Annotated in this window: 12 protein-coding genes; 6 read left to right on the plus strand and 6 right to left on the minus strand. The window is 54.2% G+C overall.

Features of this window, described 5'->3' with window-relative positions; translation table 11 throughout:
• Positions 1 to 42: 42 nt before the first annotated feature.
• On the minus strand, positions 43 to 1,236 hold the full coding sequence (uxuA, locus tag HW115_RS14615; protein ID WP_178933684.1) for a mannonate dehydratase: 1,194 nt from the start codon (positions 1,234 to 1,236) through the stop codon (positions 43 to 45).
• A 32-nt stretch (positions 1,237 to 1,268) separates the two neighbouring features.
• Entirely contained in the window at positions 1,269 to 2,087 is an 819-nt protein-coding gene (locus HW115_RS14620; protein WP_178933685.1) for an SDR family oxidoreductase, read from the minus strand.
• A 204-nt stretch (positions 2,088 to 2,291) separates the two neighbouring features.
• Here HW115_RS14620 and HW115_RS14625 point away from each other — a divergent pair, with 204 nt between their 5' ends.
• The 3 genes from HW115_RS14625 to HW115_RS14635 all read left to right on the plus strand — a co-directional run bounded on the left by HW115_RS14625 (position 2,292) and on the right by HW115_RS14635 (position 6,212).
• Positions 2,292 to 3,503 carry a hypothetical protein gene (locus HW115_RS14625; RefSeq protein ID WP_178933686.1) on the plus strand — a complete coding sequence of 404 codons (1,212 nt, stop codon included), beginning with the start codon at positions 2,292 to 2,294 and terminating at the stop codon, positions 3,501 to 3,503.
• Positions 3,504 to 3,719: 216 nt separating this feature from the next.
• A complete protein-coding gene (locus HW115_RS14630) occupies positions 3,720 to 5,237 on the plus strand; it encodes an SUMF1/EgtB/PvdO family nonheme iron enzyme (RefSeq protein ID WP_178933687.1) in 1,518 nt (505 codons plus the stop codon).
• 48 nt (positions 5,238 to 5,285) lie between these two features.
• On the plus strand, positions 5,286 to 6,212 hold the full coding sequence (locus HW115_RS14635; RefSeq protein ID WP_178933688.1) for a hypothetical protein: 927 nt from the start codon (positions 5,286 to 5,288) through the stop codon (positions 6,210 to 6,212).
• 86 nt (positions 6,213 to 6,298) lie between these two features.
• Here the strand turns inward: HW115_RS14635 and lpxA are convergent, their stop codons facing one another.
• On the minus strand, positions 6,299 to 7,075 hold the full coding sequence (gene lpxA, locus HW115_RS14640; protein ID WP_178933689.1) for an acyl-ACP--UDP-N-acetylglucosamine O-acyltransferase: 777 nt from the start codon (positions 7,073 to 7,075) through the stop codon (positions 6,299 to 6,301).
• A gap of 262 nt (positions 7,076 to 7,337) precedes the next feature.
• On the opposite strand from lpxA, the gene HW115_RS14645 reads away from it, so the two are divergent.
• Positions 7,338 to 7,715 carry a type II secretion system protein gene (locus HW115_RS14645; protein WP_178933690.1) on the plus strand — a complete coding sequence of 126 codons (378 nt, stop codon included), beginning with the start codon at positions 7,338 to 7,340 and terminating at the stop codon, positions 7,713 to 7,715.
• A 285-nt stretch (positions 7,716 to 8,000) separates the two neighbouring features.
• Positions 8,001 to 10,394, plus strand: coding sequence for an ATP-dependent zinc metalloprotease FtsH (gene ftsH / locus HW115_RS19825; protein ID WP_178933691.1), 2,394 nt, complete (start codon positions 8,001 to 8,003; stop codon positions 10,392 to 10,394).
• A 149-nt stretch (positions 10,395 to 10,543) separates the two neighbouring features.
• On the opposite strand, the gene HW115_RS14655 is transcribed toward ftsH, so the two are convergent.
• From HW115_RS14655 to HW115_RS14665, 3 genes are all read right to left on the minus strand, one after another.
• On the minus strand, positions 10,544 to 12,232 hold the full coding sequence (locus HW115_RS14655; RefSeq protein WP_178933692.1) for a DEAD/DEAH box helicase: 1,689 nt from the start codon (positions 12,230 to 12,232) through the stop codon (positions 10,544 to 10,546).
• Positions 12,233 to 12,422: 190 nt separating this feature from the next.
• Positions 12,423 to 12,956 (minus strand): DUF5362 family protein, encoded by a 534-nt coding sequence (locus tag HW115_RS14660; protein WP_178933693.1) that lies wholly within the window; start codon positions 12,954 to 12,956, stop codon positions 12,423 to 12,425.
• A gap of 95 nt (positions 12,957 to 13,051) precedes the next feature.
• Entirely contained in the window at positions 13,052 to 14,710 is a 1,659-nt protein-coding gene (locus HW115_RS14665) for an esterase/lipase family protein (RefSeq protein WP_178933694.1), read from the minus strand.
• A gap of 216 nt (positions 14,711 to 14,926) precedes the next feature.
• Between HW115_RS14665 and gap the strand changes: the two genes are divergently transcribed.
• The gene (gap, locus tag HW115_RS14670) at positions 14,927 to 15,931 is read left to right on the plus strand and encodes a type I glyceraldehyde-3-phosphate dehydrogenase (protein ID WP_178933695.1); all 1,005 of its coding nucleotides are present in this window, start codon (positions 14,927 to 14,929) and stop codon (positions 15,929 to 15,931) included.
• Positions 15,932 to 15,944: the final 13 nt, after the last annotated feature.

Here is a 15,944-nt window from a genome sequence, read left to right on the forward strand (position 1 = left end):
GCGGCGATTATGCCCCGATCCATTTTCGGGGCAATGCCAAAATTAAACTAACACCGAGGCAATGCCGGTTTGTAGCCCTCTGATTTCGGCAAGCCCGCGCATCCTTCCCAGACAATCGTAGCCGGGGTTGGCATTGGTGGGTTTTTGTAGGTCATCGAGCATACGGTGTCCATGGTCGGGTCGGAAGCTGAGCTGTTGGTCGTTTGGCTTGTCTGCGTTTACGTGCAGCAGTGCCTGAACCAGCTCCGGGATGTTGGCCCGTCCTTCCAGATGATTGGCTTCGTAGAAGCTGCCGTCCGGGTTGTGTTCGACGCTGCGCAGGTGTACGGCGTGGATGTGCCGGCCGAGGCGCTTGATGATGCCGGTCAAGTCGTTGTCCAATCGGCCGCCGAGCGAGCCGGAGCAAAAACAGAGTCCGTTGACGGGGCTGGGGACGAGTTCGGTGATGGTTTTGAGATCTTCTTCGGTCGAGACGATTCGGGGGAGTCCGAGGACGGGGAAGGGTGGGTCGTCCGGGTGCACCGCGAGGCGAACTCCGCAGCGTTCAGCGGTAGGGACAACGGCTTCGAGGAAGTGCTGGTAGTTGGCACGCAGTTGGTCGGCATCGATGTCCTGATAGTTGGCGAGCATTTCCCGAAGTTCGTCCAGGCTGAGTCCGAGTTTGCATCCGGGAAAGACGTCCACGATGCTGCGTTCGAAGTGATGTCGCTCATCCGGGGTGAGATTGTCGTAAAAGGATTTTGCCCGGGCACGTTGGTCGTCGGTGAAATCGTTTTCAGCACCCTCGCGTTGCAGGATGTGGATGTCGAATGCTGCAAAGTGAACCGGATCGTAAAGCAGGGCTTCACTGCCATCGGGGAGTTGGTAGGCTAGGTCGGTTCTGATCCAGTCGAGCACTGGCATGAAGTTGTAGACAACGACGTTCACCCCTTCAGCGGCAAGGTTTTCGATGGTTTGGCGATAGTTTTCGAGGTGTTCTTCGCAGAGGGGTCCCCGGGTTTTGATGGCTTCGGATACGGGGACGGATTCGACGGCCAACCATTCCAGTTGATGGGCTGCGAGCTGGTCCAGTCGTTCACGGATGGCTTCGCGGGGCCAGGCATCGCCGTAGGGGATGTGGTGCAGGGAGGTGTAAACCCCCTGGGCTCCGCACTGGACGATGTCGTTTAAAGAAACCGAGTCGTCCGGGCCATACCAGCGGAATCCTTCGGTGAGCAGAGGTTGGGATGTATTCATAATGCTTGGCTCAGGTGGTCGTGGTTATGGGCTTAGACCCCACTGTAGCAGGAGAAGCCGCCGTCGACTTTGATGACGGTTCCGGTGACAAAGGAGGAGGCGTCACTCATCAGGTAGTGGAAGGCTCCGAAGACTTCATCGGCCTCGCCGAAACGCAACATCGGAGTGTTGTTGATGACTTTTTGCCCACGTTCGGTGAAGCTTCCATCCTCGTTGGTCAAGAGTGCCCGGTTTTGGTGGGTGACGAAGAACCCTGGGGCAACGGCATTGACTCGGACACCGGAACCGTAGCGTTGGGCCATTTCGGTTGCCATCCAGCGGGTGAAGTTGTCGACGCCGGCTTTGGCGTTGGAATAGCCGAGCACCCGGGTGATGGATTGTTCGGAGGACATCGAGGAGAAATTGAGAATCGATCCTTGCCCTTTTTCCGCGATGGTTTTGCCAAAAATGAGGGAGGGGATCACCGTGCCCTTGAGGTTGAGATCCATGACCTTGGCGTAGTCGTCGAGCTTGAGGGCATCAAACAGATCCTGGTCGGGACCGGCAATGGCTCCAGCCATGTTGCCTCCGGCTCCATTGATCAGGACGTCGATGGTGCCGAAAGTTGCGATCACGTGATCGTGGGCAGCTTGGACTTGTTCGCTGTTGGTGACATCACAAGCGAAGCCTGTGACGTGTTCAGAGATGGTTTTTGCTTCCTTGACCGCTTCTTCAACTTCTTCGGGGAAGAGGCTGAGGATGGCCACTTTGGCTCCCTGTTCGAGGAGGTAGCGAGCCAGTCCCCCGGCAAGAATACCGGTGGCTCCGGTGACGGCGATGACTTTGTTTTCGATATTGAAGAGTTGGTTCATAGTTTGATGATGAGCTGTCTGCCTGCTTTCATGCTGGATGAATGTTGATGCGTCCAGAGTCATTTTTCCGATTCCTGTATTTTGGGGTGGCATATTCATATTTGGACGAGAGCTTGGGGTGTTCGCGCTCTAGGTAATGCTCGGAAGGTCGGGGATTTCGCGGATTGACAGGTGGGGGTGAAATCGGTATTTACGTGATCGCTTATGCACACCACCACCCTTACGCAAGGTGTTGAGCGTCATCAACCTAGCGTTCACCATACGATCCGACCAACGTTTACGATTGCCTGCTGGCTGCTGGCATTGTTTGGCTTTATCCAGCTGTTGTCAGTGGGGACTGCCCTTGCTGTCCGGAACGGGGCGGCTCCCTCCCAGCAAGTTCAAGCTATAGCGCAGGTAGCCAAGGCTTCGGAGCCTGCCACAGCCGAAATTCATCCGCGCAGTGTTGAACAAATCCTGCAGGATCTTGGTTCTTCTTCCAGCTATGCGGCTGCTGCGGGTATGGCGGATCATGCTCCGGTCCGGGTTCAACCAAAAGCGGAGGTGATGGTGGCTGCGGTTCCGGCACTCGTCACGCGGCCAAGACATTTTGCGGTGGCCATTGCCAACCCACGGGTCGAGCGCTTGGTTCAAGAGGCCCGGAATCTGCATCTTGAGGGGGATATGATGCGGGCGATGCTGAAGCTTGACGAAGCCGAACGAATGGACGCTGAAGAATGCGCCGTGCTCTATGAAAAAGGGTTGTTGTTTGAGGACATGAGTCTCTACACCAAGGCTGCGGATCAGTATCAGCAAATCCAGCAAATGGGGCTGGTGAAAGCGGGACCTTATTTTAACTTGGCAGCTCGTAAGTTGACCGAAGGGATGGATACCGCCGTGGCTCGCCGTCATACGATCGCAATTGGCCCAATGAAGGTGAACAAGGGGAGTGGATTCAACGCCGGGCAGCAGGCGGATGTTGCAGTAACGCTACTTGGTCGGCCTGACTTGGAAATTCAATCCGATGATGTTGAGGTCCAGGTTCATTTTTATGATCGAGTGAATGGGGGCGAGATTAAGAAGGCTGCATCCAATGCTCAGATTACCCCCACATGGGCTGACACCTCGGTTGATTGGCAGGATATTGGAAATGAAGAGACCTTGCGGGTGTCTTATCGGATTCCCGAGTTGGATCTTGCTGAGCAGCATTTGTTGGGACGCCGTGAGTTTTATGGCTTTATCGTGGAGCTGCTCTACAAGGGTGAGGTGGTTGACCAGCAGGCATATCCTCGCAATTTACACAGTATTCATGCTGCGACCAATATGGTCCCTGCCTATCAAGATCAGGGGATGCCTTGGTTGCCGGAGGAAGGTGGGAGTTTATTGCCGTCCAAGGAGGGGATGTATGGGGCTCCTGACGCCTTGCCTTCTCATTAGAAAATAACTTCAGGTGCCGCTCTGATTGATTTCATGCTGTATCTGCTGGGTGGAATCCGTTGGTAGTTTGTCCTGCTTTGCGACCTTGGCGTTCCATTCGATTGGATGCTCGACCTTGCCCTGTGCTGGATTTTGGAAAAAAATGAGTAATCGGGTTGTCAGGCGGTTCAAAATCGTTACATATGCATCTGTCTTATTGTCTTATTCTTTTATCCTATGGTGACCGATCCAGCTAATGCCTTTGCGCCCGGAAAACAATTAGAAGATTACTTGCTGAGTGAGTTGCTGTTTCAAGGTTCACACACCTTGACTTGGACTGCGACGCAGGTTTCCGTGCAGCGGGAGGTGATTATTTCCAGCCTGTTGGAATCTCTGGAGCATGATGAGGAAACGGTGGCTGCCTTTTTTGCCGATGTTCGAGCGAAGGCTTCAGTTGAGCATCCATTGATTGGCTCGGTGCTCGAGGCTGTAAGATCGGACGGTCATTGTTTTTATGCGCGCGAGAAATTGTTGGGAGCTTCGTTGGAGCAGCATCACCAGGATGGATTAGGGGTTTCTCCTCTGCACATGGCGCGCATCATCCGTGGTCTTGCTGATGCCTATCGGCATCTTGAGGTCAATGGCGTGGCGACTCTACCGTTAACTCCGAATGATTTGTTTTTAGACGAGCGCTTCCATTGCCGCATGGTCAACATGGTGGTTGACGGGGTTGTGGATCCACAGGTGTTTACCCGGGACAAGCAACTGCTCGGGATGCTGTTTCATGATTTGCTCGAGCCGAATCAACCGGGCTCAACCCGGATGGGGTCGCTGTTGGATTTTATGGCGGATCTGGAACGTGAGCACCCTCTGAGCTGGGAGCAAATCTATGATCTGGCAGATGAAGTCGAGCGCCAGTTGGCGGAGCCTAAAAACTTGGAAACCCTGCAGAGCCGGACGATACCGATGAAACCCTTGGTCTCAATGGCCGCGATGGTGAAGATCGGGATTGCGGTGACCGCTTTGTCGATTGTGGTTGGGCTGGGGTACTATATCAGCACGCGGCCCGAGCGTCCGACCGAGAGGGAATTGAAGGATTTGGTTCGTATTCCGGCAGGCACGTATCCAGGGCCCGATGGGATGCCTGTGAAGTCGAGAGCGTTTTGGATGGATGCCCATGAGGTGACGATCGGTGAGTATGCCAAATTTCTTAAGGCCTTGGAGGTGTTGAGTGATGATCAAAAGCATGTCTATCGGCATGAGGATCAACCCGCTGAAAAAGAATCCCACATGCCAGATGATTGGGAGCTTCTTTATGCCACGGCAAAAGCCGGGGGGACGTGGAATGCTCTGAAAGTGGATTTAAACTACCCGGTGGTAGGCGTCGATTGGTGGGATGCATACGCTTATTCCGAGTGGCGGGGGCGGCGGTTGCCAACCCGCGAAGAATGGTATGTGTCAGGGTCTGCCGGTGGCGATATGGGGAAACTTCAAGGAACCGGATGGCTGCCGGTGGATGAAACCGAATGCAACGAACTCGGGATCTGCGGGCTAGCCGGCAATGTCAGTGAGTGGACTCGTAAGCGAAGCTTGAACCCTGCGGACCCGTCCCAGCCAGCCCGGTATGTGATTTGTGGCGCATCTTACCTGAAACCCAAGTTTGGGGCTCGGGCCCGCGAGTGGGTGGATGACCGGAGCTTGCGCCGTTCCGACCTTGGGTTCAGGACTTTGAGCCAATCTGCACAGGATGATTGACGGCTTCCCCTTGCGGGAGTATGTATGCAGTCCACCTACCTATCCTAAATGATGAACCAGAATGCTGAATCAGCGAGGCCGTTTGATGGTCTCTCCTCCGTGCGTATTGCTCGCTTCTTGATCTTGTTTACTCTTTTTGCCGTTTGTTTATTGGCTCCCTCAGTGCGTGCGCAGGTGGCGGTACGTTTGCAGATGAGTAAGCAGACGTATATCCTAAACGAAGCCGTGACGGCAACGATTTCCATCACCAACCACGCCGGGCGTGAATTGGTGTTGCGAGGAGAGGGCAGCCGCCCATGGTTGAATTTTCATCTGACGTCCAATGGTCGTGTGGTTCCTCTGGCCAGGAAGATGAATTACCGATCCGTTACAGTTCCTGTCGGGCAGACGATTTCTCGGACGGTATCGATTAGTTCGTCCTACGCCGTCAGTTCTGTCGGAAACTATACATGTATGGCAACCGTGAATATGCCTGGCCCCACGCGGAATGGTTTTTCATCGAACCGGATGCATTTTACCGTTGCTACCGGTCGTCCGGTATGGGTGCAGCGAGCCGGCATCCCCAATGCACCCGGTGAAATCCGCGAATACAAGTTGATCGCCTTCACCGGTAACCGCGCCTTGGAATTGTATGCGCAGGTGGATTCCGCCAATACCGGAGCCAATATCCGGACCATCCCCCTTGGTAAGGTGATGAATTTTCGTAAGCCAACGGCGACTCTGGACAGTGCGAACAATATGCACGCCTTGTATCAGGTGAAGCCCAATTTGTTCACTCATACTTCGATTTCTCCGAAGGGGGCTGTCTTGTCCTCGACGCAGTATAAACGTGGAGCATCTGGGGATCCCAGATTGATGGACTTCGGTGATGGCGTCCGTGTGGCTGGTGGAGTTCTCTACGACTTGGCGGCTGAAAGGGAGCAGCGGCAACGTGTCCGCGGTATCACGGAGCGCCCGGCAGGCGTTTACCGATAGGATTCACGTAGGCTCACGCTGGATGCGTCGAGTCGTGGTCGTTGTGGGGGGGCTTCGACCTCTTCGAGTTCTTCGAGGCTCTTTGCTTAGCGGGTCATGACGCCCTTGCGCGAGGGGGTTCGAACGGCGTTGATGAGGCGCATGGCGCATTCCGGCCAAAGCTCGGATTCGGCCATGGCCAAGGATTCGGCCAGATTGCCACCGTTGTGGAAAAGGATTTTGTATGCCCGCTTGATCTCTTTTCGTTGCTCGGCATTGAAGCCGGCCCGGCGTAGGCCGATGGTGTTGAGGCCGGCCAGTTTATTTTGTCCGTGGGCCATGCAATAGGGGGGGACATCCCGGGTGATGGCCGAATTCCCCTGGATCATACAGTAATCGCCGATGTGAAGGAACTGATGGTAGCCGCTGCCGCCACCGAGGAAGTTATGGTTACCCATCTGGATATGGCCGGCAACGAGGACGTTGTTTGCCAGAATGTTGTGATTGCCCAGTGTGACATCGTGGGCCAGATGCGCGCCTGTCATAATGAAGTTGTCATTGCCTACAACGGTGCTCCCTCCATTAGCTGTGCTGCGGTTGATTGTGACGTATTCACGAATAGTGTTGTTGTCTCCGATGATGACATTGCTGTCTGTTTCGGGGTCAAAGGAGGTGTCCTGGGGGAGGTCTCCAATGATGGACCCACAACCGATCTTGTTATCGCGGCCGAGGATTGATCGGCCGGTGATCCATGCCTGGGGCCCGATCGTGCATCCGGAGTCGATGCGAACTCCGGCATCAATGATGGCAAAAGGTCCAATTTGGACGTTTTCTGCGATTTCGGCGCGCTCGCTGACAAGTGCTCTCGGGTGAATCTTCGGCATGCCGGCAGCCTAGTGGGAGGGATCACGATAACCAAGGGAAAATATGATACAGATGTCGCTTAATGCTCAAATTGGATGGGAAATACACGGTGTGTTTCTATGTCGCTGATGGTGAATGAGATAAGTTTTTATCATTGGGGTTTGTAAAAGAATTATAAAAAATACAATTAACTCTTGATTTTTAAATGGCTGTATGCTAGTAAAATTCAATCAGCCCGTTGGTAATCAACAGGTTGACCCAACCCCACCCCCCCCCTTAAAAATGAAACTCCCAAACCATAGAGTGGTCTCCTCGAAAAAGGTGGCCTTGCCGGGACTGACGCTTATTGAAGTGACGTTGGTCATCGTTGTGATGTTGACCTTGATAGCTGTCTTCTTTTTTTCAGCACGAGGATATATCCGTGAATCCAACCGTGCCAATTGCCTGACGGTTCAGAGTAAGATCAAAAAGACGCTCATTTCCTATGGCAATTTGGTTGAACCGCTTGAGAAAGGTGTCGATTATTATGGTCATGCTGCCTATGAGAACTCATTTGGCCAATCTCCCAATTGTCCGCAAACCGGAGGTGGCTATTCTGTCGTGCCTACTGACGGGGAAGTGGTTGTCACTTGTCTGGATAATAACGATACGCACCAATAGGGCTCGAGCGTCTGGTTTTTTGAGATGCCAGCGTGTATGATTTTGGCCTCTTTTTAACGTCTGGAGGCTTGCCTGAACTGCGCCCATCGGGGCGCAATTTTAAAATTCAACACCGAAGAACTGGCTCAGAGTGAGGCAGCTTTGGTGTTGTTTTATTTTCGGCTGTGGATGTCTTTGCGTCAGTAAAGAAAAAAGGATTTCTTTTTTGGAAAGCCACGCTAGGTTTTCCCGCGCCAAGGACATGGATCGCAGAACAGATCCATGTACCGGCGTCATTTTCATATCATGTCCAATCAATCACCATCCGAACCTCCGAATCAATCCCAGGGACCGAAGGGAAATAACGGTCAAGGCCCCGCTACCGGTGGTGGCGTCAACTGGCGCGTGCTGGTCCTCATGTCCATTGCGATTGGTATTCTCTGGTATGCGTGGTCGGCCAATGGTTCGGGTAATACCAAGCAGTTGTCCTACAAAGAGTTCCTGAATTATGTCGATTCAGGTAAGATTATCACGGATCAGGATTTGCCTAAAAAGGGTGAGAAACTACCGGATGTGACTCATCAGCTGAAAAAGGGGGGGGAGTCGCCAACGATGCCCACGATCACCGGGTTTTATTACGTCAATGACCCATGGGTGGCAGATAAAGAGAACTCTGAGCAGAGGGCGTTCAGAATTCCCGTGAATACCCAACTGGACGACGATCAATTGAAATCGATTCGTTCCCGTTATCATGTTCCTCAGGCTGTGGTTCAGGAATTGCCGGCTTCCGGAGATGGCGAATTGTTGACTCTGGATGATCTCGCCCGGATGCTTGCCCGTGGTGAAGTGGTGCTCAACGACCCTGAGAATGGATTTGAAATGGTCTCTCGCGAGGGGTCCAATGATAAATACATCGTAGGTAAGCGTTACCTGTTTGCTCCGGCGCCTCCGGTCAAAGATGCCAAGGATTTGGCCAGGTTTGAGATTCTGATCAACAGCTTTGAACAATCCAACGCCTATGAAAAGGACCGGATCAATGATCTTGCCGAGTTTGTCCCGGATTCCGGCATGATGATGGTTTTGATTCAGATGTTGCCGATTTTATTGGTGGTGGTCATTATTTTCTTCCTTTTCCGTCACCAAATGAAGTCGGCCGGTCGCGGAGCCATGAGTTTTGGCAAGAGTAAGGCCCGCTTGTTGACCATGGACGGTAACAAGGTGACATTCAAGGATGTTGCCGGTATTCAGGAGGCCAAGGAAGAGCTGGTTGAGGTGGTGGATTACCTCCGCGACCCGAAAAAATTTCAAAAGCTCGGAGGTAATTTGCCGAAGGGCTTGTTGATGGTGGGCCCTCCGGGAACAGGAAAAACCTTGTTGGCTAGAGCCATTGCGGGTGAGGCCGATGTTCCTTTTTTCTCAATCAGCGGATCTGACTTCGTCGAGATGTTTGTGGGGGTTGGCGCCAGCCGGGTGCGGGATATGTTTGAACAGGGTAAAAAGAATTCACCTTGCCTGATTTTTATCGATGAAATTGATGCCGTCGGTCGTCACCGTGGACACGGCATGGGCGGTGGCCATGATGAGCGTGAGCAGACGCTTAATGCCCTGCTTGTGGAAATGGATGGATTTGATACCCGGACCGGAGTGATCATTATTGCCGCCACCAACCGTCCGGATGTTCTCGATCCTGCGCTGTTGCGTCCGGGTCGCTTTGACCGTCAGGTCACCGTCGGCTTGCCTGATGTGAACGGGCGGGAAGAAATTTTGAAGGTGCATGCCAAACGCATCAAGATGGCAGCCGGTACTGATCTCGCTGTGATTGCGAGAGGGACCCCTGGTTTTTCAGGTGCCGAGTTGGCGAACCTGCTCAATGAGGCGGCCCTTCTGGCGGCCCGCAAGGATTTGAAAGCTGTTGGTTTACCTGAGATGGAAGAAGCCCGGGATAAAGTCCGCTGGGGGCGTGAGCGCCGCAGTCTGGCTCTCAGTGAAAAAGAGAAGGAGAATACCGCCTATCATGAGGCGGGTCATGCCATCCTCAACGTATTGCTTGAGCATACCGACCCCTTGCACAAGGTGACCATTATTCCCCGAGGTCCGTCCTTGGGTTCAACCATGTTCTTGCCGGAAGAGGATAAATTCACCTACCGGATAAAGGAGTTGCACGATCAGCTCTGTGTTGCCATGGGTGGTCGGGTCGCCGAGGAAATTACCTTTGGTAACGTGACCAACGGGGCTGTCGGTGATATCCGGATGGCTACCAACATTGCCCGCAAAATGGTCTGTGAGTGGGGGATGAGCGAAAACCTGGGTATGGTCGAATACGGTGAGGAGCGAGGCGAGGTGTTTGTCGCCCGGGATGTGGGCTCGACCCGTGGCTACTCTGAAGAAACCGCCCGCGCCATTGATGGCGAAATCAAAAAGCTGATCGACGACGCCTATGCCTTGGCCAAGGATCTCTTGATTAAGCACAATGATGCCTTGGTTGATCTCTCCAACGCCCTTTTGGAATACGAGACCCTCGATGCCGATCAGGTTCGCGAAATCATGGAGCATGGTAAGATGAGTAATCCTCCCAGCCCGCCCAAAAGTCCCATTCCTGGAAACCAGAGTGATGCAGGAGTGACGAAGCAGGCCCCGGCCTCCGAACCCAAGGGTGACGAACCACCATTGGCTGGGGAAGTAGTTGGCGAGCCCGCCTAAGGTTTGCCTTCTGCCACCCTGTTTGAAGGTGTCGACTTGACGGCTGATTGAGGCCAATCAGCCCTACCGTCGCCCAATTATACCGTCATTCAATCCTGACGCCACAGGCCGTTCTCCTTATACCAGGTGCTTGCCTTCCCGCTACCCGCTTACGCCATGCGGTCGGGTCCGATGCGGAACCGTTGATTGCGGAGCTTGGACTTCGAGAGGTTTTTGCAGAGGGCGTCGGCGTGATCCTGATGGACGTCAACGAGTGCGTGACGGTCGAAGAGTTGGATTTGACCCACGGTGTTGTCCGGGATTTTACCTTCCCGGTAGAACATACCCAGGATGTCGCTCGGGCGAACGCCTGCTGCTTTGCCCAGACTGAGGAATAGGGTGGACATGTGCGGCTCCTTGCCGCGTTTGCCGTCACGGCGGTCGCCACGGTCTCCTCGTTCCCTGCGGTTTTCTTTGCCGCGTCCTTTTTCCCGACTGCGGCGTGCGCCTCGGTCTTTGTTTGGATTGTAATCAGGGCGGTCTTCGACAATTTCCTCGCCTTCTCGACCAATCGCTTCGCGTAAGAGCTCAAACAGGGATGAGGCAATGTCGGTGGCCGTGTGCCCTTGGTCGAGCAGGCGGTCGATGTAGTGGCGGTAGGAGCGGCTGACTTCTTGCTCGAGTCGTCCTTGAACCATGGAAAACAGCTGATCGGCACGGCGTCCTTCCACCTCTTCTTGTGAGGGGATTTTTTCCCGCTGGATGTGTTGTTTGGTGTATTTTTCGATGCTCTGAAGGCGGTAGATATCGCGTCCGAAAACAAAGCTGACGGCTTTTCCTTCGCGGCCTGCGCGGCCTGTTCGGCCAATCCGGTGAACGTAGTCTTCCGGGTCTTGTGGGATGTCGTAGTTAAAGACCGCGTCAACATCGTCAATATCGAGTCCTCGGGCGGCGACGTCGGTGGCGACGAGTAACTCGAATTTGCCGTCGCGGAAACGTCGGGTGGTGCGTTCGCGTAGTTGCTGGCTGATGTCACCGTGCAGGCGGTCGGCGGCATAGCCACGGGCGAGCAGAGCTTCGGTGCATTCGTCCACGCTGCGTTTGGTGTTACAAAAAATGATGGCCAAGCGTGGGTTGTCCATATCGATCAGGCGGGTAAGCACTTCCACTTTGGAGCGGTTTCTCACCTCGTAGTAGCTTTGGGCGATGGTGGAGACCGTTTTGGTCTGGCGTTTGATGGAGACTTCTTCGGGGTCGTTGCCGAATTTTTGGATCAAGCGATCGACGTGTTTGTTCATCGTCGCTGAAAAGAAGAGTGTTTGGTGATCGTTGTGTAGAGCTCCCAGCAGGTCCTCCATGTCTTCACGGAATCCCATGTCCAGCATGCGGTCGGCTTCATCGAGAATTGCCAGCTGAATCGTCGCGGGCTTGAGCGTTTTACGGCGCAGGTGGTCGAGCAGTCGTCCTGGGGTTCCAACGATGATGTGGGCTCCTTGCTTGAGCTGTCTCATCTGCCGGTCGATGGGAGTGCCTCCGTACACGGGGACGGCGCGGAGCCCTTGCATTTGGCTGCCGAGTCGGTGCACTTCTTCACAGACTTGGATACAAAGCTCCCGGGTGGGGGAAAGGATGAGGACCTGAGCATGGTTAAGTTCGGTGTCGATCATCTGCAGTGCGGGCAGCGTGAAGGCGGCCGTTTTTCCCGAGCCGGTTTCAGACAGGCCGATGATGTCTTTCCCTTCCATGATGGGAGGGATGGCTTGGGCTTGAATCGGAGAAGGGCTTTCGAAGCCGAGCTTGTGGATGGCTTCGAGTAGCTCGGGTTTGAGCTCGAGGTCGGAAAAGGCAATATCGGTCATGGTTCGCTGAGGATTTGGGTTGTGCTTGGTTGCGGGAGGGGGGTGCCGGGGAAAAGGAAAAGTCCCGGGCTCAGCAGTGGTTCGTATATCGACGAGCCAATAATCGGCCAATGTCCGCGCGCAGTCGGACGTGACCCCTATGCGTGCACGGGGGGAATAGCAAACTTAAAATGGAAAGCCGCGATTCGGCCTAGATATTCAGGGCTCCCGCGGCCCCGATCACAATCGCTCCAACGATGATGAGTAGGTAAAGTCCGAGGATGATGCTGATCATCAGGCCGACAAATTTCCAAAATGAGCGCTGGCGGTCGAGAGCGGTCTCAAGATCGACCGTCTGCTGCGAGTGCTGAAGCCTTGAGATGCTCGAGGCATACTGCCAAAGGCGCAGGGATGGGTAGATGTAGAAAAGGGCGAAAACGAGATAGAAGATGCCCATGCCTGCGATCATACCAGCACCGTAAGCCGCTGATTGACCCGGACCAGAGGATAGTGGAAGTGCGGCACCTCCGATGACCATGAAGAGGCCTCCAAGCAGCATGAAACCCGCGCCGATGAATCCCACAACACTGCATAAACGGACCCAGCCCCGGGTTCTGACCAATTGGTTGATGATCATGGCAGATACCGAAGGGTCGCTGACTTGCATCTGAGGGTGGACTCCTGGAGCCTGGTAAAGGTTGCTTGCTTCTTGGGTGGATAGGGAAGGTGCTGGATAATCACTCATATCGAATACTCTTCTAGCAAACAGTGTTTGAAACGCGAGAGTAGAAAGTGAAAAATTGCCCCATGAGCTGTGAGCTTGTCCTCGTCAGCTCCTTGCTATTTCAGCTCTTTGAGATGGAGGAGGATCAAGCGGCGGATTTCTTCGATGGCCATCGGATGTTCGTGGGCGCTGTGGCCGTAGGGCACGACCAGTTCCGAGTCGGGTTGTTGAAGGTGGGCGCTGGTGTAGGGGACCACGCCGTCTGAGCACTCGGGGTCGTTGAGGTCGAGGCCTTTCAGGTTACCGATAATCGAGTGAATGCGGAGGTCTTTTTTGAGGGGCAGGTTGATCGTGTCTTTGACGAATTTGGATTTGGGGGAGAGGTTTTCCATGCTGGTGGGGATACCGGAGTGGAAGAGTTTGTCGATGGCTGACTGGGCATGCTGATCGGTGTTGTCTTGGTCGAGTGCCATCAGGGGGGTGCGGAGGATGATGCCCGGGCCTTTGATGAGTTTGCGGAACTGACGGGTGATCCACCAGTCGGCGAGCTCGCTCCCCCGGTGCGGGGTGGCAATAAACAGCACACGGCTGATGTGTGGGTTGGGTTTGAAAATGAGGTATTGCTGCAGGGCCGCCAGTTGCTGGTCGTTGAGTCGGACGCGATTTTGGGTGTAATCGATAAAGTTCAACCACATGGTATCGCCGCTGTCCTGAACCTGGGTTTTGGTGATCAGGCCCCCCATGCTGTGGCCAACGAGCATCATTTGCTTGCTGTAGCGGTTCGTCTGCTTTTGATTGAGCGTTTGCTGGAGTTCGGCAAGTTTGGTGCGCAGTTGGGCGGCGCTATAAAGCACGGGCACACCGCTTGGGTATCGAAAAAAGTAGATTTGGCAGCGTTCTCGAAGGACCGGGTCGCTGCGAAGTTCGTTGTAAACGTTTTGCCAGGTTCGGGGTTCGGAGGCCAGGCCATGGGTGAAGATAACCGGCAGTCGGTCGGGGTCCGGGGGGGAGATGGTTTGCAGGTCAATTTGGTCGAGGTATTTATGTGGTCGCAGCAGGGCTCCCAGAGCGGAGAACTCGTTGTCGTAGGCGAGCAAATGTTCTGCCAACGCGGATTGGTCGAAGTTGAGCGTGTGCTTGTTCCCTCCCAGTCGGACATCCGGGGTGATATTGGCATTGTGAATGACGAGTCTGGCGATGGTGCGTTCGCTTTCCGAGGCTTGGAAATCAAGGGTGGCGGTGACCGAGGCAAAGTAGCCTTTGCTCGACATGAAGGGCTCGTTTTCTGATCGCTTGGGGGTGAATTCCCACTGGGCAACAAAGGGCGCTCCAGCTCCTTGGCGGTGGATATTTTTGCGTAGCGATCCTCGTTTGACGGTCCAGCTTGGTATCAAACGGTCAAAACGCAGCTTGGCTGGCCAGGATGCTTGCACCTGGTAGGGTTTTCCTTCTCGGGAGTCCACGTTGAGCCGTTGCTGGTGCAGATCTTGCTCACTGCCGGCGAGCCAGAGCAGGACGGCGTGCTCCACCGCTTGATTGTAGCGGGCTAACTGTTCCGGAGTGTCGATTCCACGCTGCAGGCAGGATTCGGCTGTTGCCAGGGCCTCCGCCAGGTGATGTTCCTGGCTTTGTTTGCTGCCGGAGTTGGCGATGACGGTGATCTTCGTGTGCTGACGCTGCTGCGGGCTTGAGCAAGATGTCAGTTGGGCAGCCAGGCCGAGTGCGAATGCGGCAGTCAGGACGGAGCGGAACAAACAGAGGGCTGGGTGTTTCATGGTCTCTTCAAATGGCGGTTGCTGTGGCCTTGGTAGGTCGGGGGCTGCGGACAATAACGAGGAAGCCAACAGATGCAAGTCACATCCCGCGCCGCAAACGCAAGATATGCAATGCAATGGTCAAGAAATGAGCGTCTCAGGTGTTGACGAGGTGCTTTTGCCGATTAAAGTATTTGCCCCGCCAGCATTCCCGCAGGCGGCTAACCACAAAAAACCATGGCTAATTACGCAATTAATGGATTTGGACGCATTGGACGCAACGTGTTGCGTTCGCTCGTAGAAAAAGGCGAACTCAAGAATGTCGTCGCAATCAATGACCTCACAGATAACAAAACTCTGGCTCACCTGATGAAGTATGACTCTGCACAGGGTCGTGTTTCTTATGACGTCACTTATGACGATGATTCCATCATCGTAGACGGACACAAAATTCACGCCACCGCTGAGCGTGACCCTGCAGCTCTTCCATGGGCAGAACTCAAAGTAGACGTAGTTCTCGAGTCTACAGGTTTCTTCTGCTCCCGCGAAGGTGCTTCCAAGCACATCGAGGCCGGAGCCAAGAAGGTGCTTATTTCCGCACCAGCTTCTGATCCTGATCTCACCATGTGTATCGGTATCAACGACGACCTTTACGACGCTGAGAAGCACAACATCGTGTCGAACGCATCCTGCACCACCAACTGCCTTGCTCCTCTGGTCAAGGTTCTCAACGACAACTGGGGCATTGAAAAAGGCTTCATGAGCACGATCCACAGTTACACCGGTGACCAGAACCTGCTTGACGCACCACACGGTGACCTTCGTCGCGCTCGTTCCGCTGCGATTAACATCGTTCCTTCTTCCACTGGTGCAGCACGTGCCATTGGTGAGGTGATCCCTGAAATGAAGGGTAAGCTCAACGGTGGTGCATTCCGTGTTCCTACTCCTACCGGATCACTCACTGACTTCACAGCGATCCTCAAGTCCGAGGCGACGGTTGAAGAAATCAACGCAGCATTCAAAGCCGCTGCTGAAGGTCCTATGAAGGGTGTGCTCGAATACTCTGAAGATCCATTGGTTCTTCAGGACATCGTCAGCAACCCACACAGCTCGATCCTCGACGCTGGAACTACGATGACTCTTGAAGGTAACTTCGTGAAAGTCTGTTCTTGGTATGACAACGAGTGGGGTTACTCCTGCCGTGCAGCTGAGGGCTTGAACATGCTCGGAGCATCCCTCTAATCATTGATTATGT

Origin of the sequence: Oceaniferula marina (assembly GCF_013391475.1) — a bacterium.
GTDB classification, from domain to species: Bacteria; Verrucomicrobiota; Verrucomicrobiia; order Verrucomicrobiales; family Akkermansiaceae; genus Oceaniferula; species Oceaniferula marina.

Coding starts and splice junctions, on each gene's coding strand:
- uxuA (WP_178933684.1), bottom strand. CDS start 1,236: ATGAATACATCCCAACCTCTGCTCACCGAAGGATTCCGCTGGTATGGC.
- HW115_RS14620 (WP_178933685.1), bottom strand. CDS start 2,087: ATGAACCAACTCTTCAATATCGAAAACAAAGTCATCGCCGTCACCGGA.
- HW115_RS14625 (WP_178933686.1), top strand. CDS start 2,292: ATGCACACCACCACCCTTACGCAAGGTGTTGAGCGTCATCAACCTAGC.
- HW115_RS14630 (WP_178933687.1), top strand. CDS start 3,720: ATGGTGACCGATCCAGCTAATGCCTTTGCGCCCGGAAAACAATTAGAA.
- HW115_RS14635 (WP_178933688.1), top strand. CDS start 5,286: ATGATGAACCAGAATGCTGAATCAGCGAGGCCGTTTGATGGTCTCTCC.
- lpxA (WP_178933689.1), bottom strand. CDS start 7,075: ATGCCGAAGATTCACCCGAGAGCACTTGTCAGCGAGCGCGCCGAAATC.
- HW115_RS14645 (WP_178933690.1), top strand. CDS start 7,338: ATGAAACTCCCAAACCATAGAGTGGTCTCCTCGAAAAAGGTGGCCTTG.
- ftsH (WP_178933691.1), top strand. CDS start 8,001: ATGTCCAATCAATCACCATCCGAACCTCCGAATCAATCCCAGGGACCG.
- HW115_RS14655 (WP_178933692.1), bottom strand. CDS start 12,232: ATGACCGATATTGCCTTTTCCGACCTCGAGCTCAAACCCGAGCTACTC.
- HW115_RS14660 (WP_178933693.1), bottom strand. CDS start 12,956: ATGAGTGATTATCCAGCACCTTCCCTATCCACCCAAGAAGCAAGCAAC.
- HW115_RS14665 (WP_178933694.1), bottom strand. CDS start 14,710: ATGAAACACCCAGCCCTCTGTTTGTTCCGCTCCGTCCTGACTGCCGCA.
- gap (WP_178933695.1), top strand. CDS start 14,927: ATGGCTAATTACGCAATTAATGGATTTGGACGCATTGGACGCAACGTG.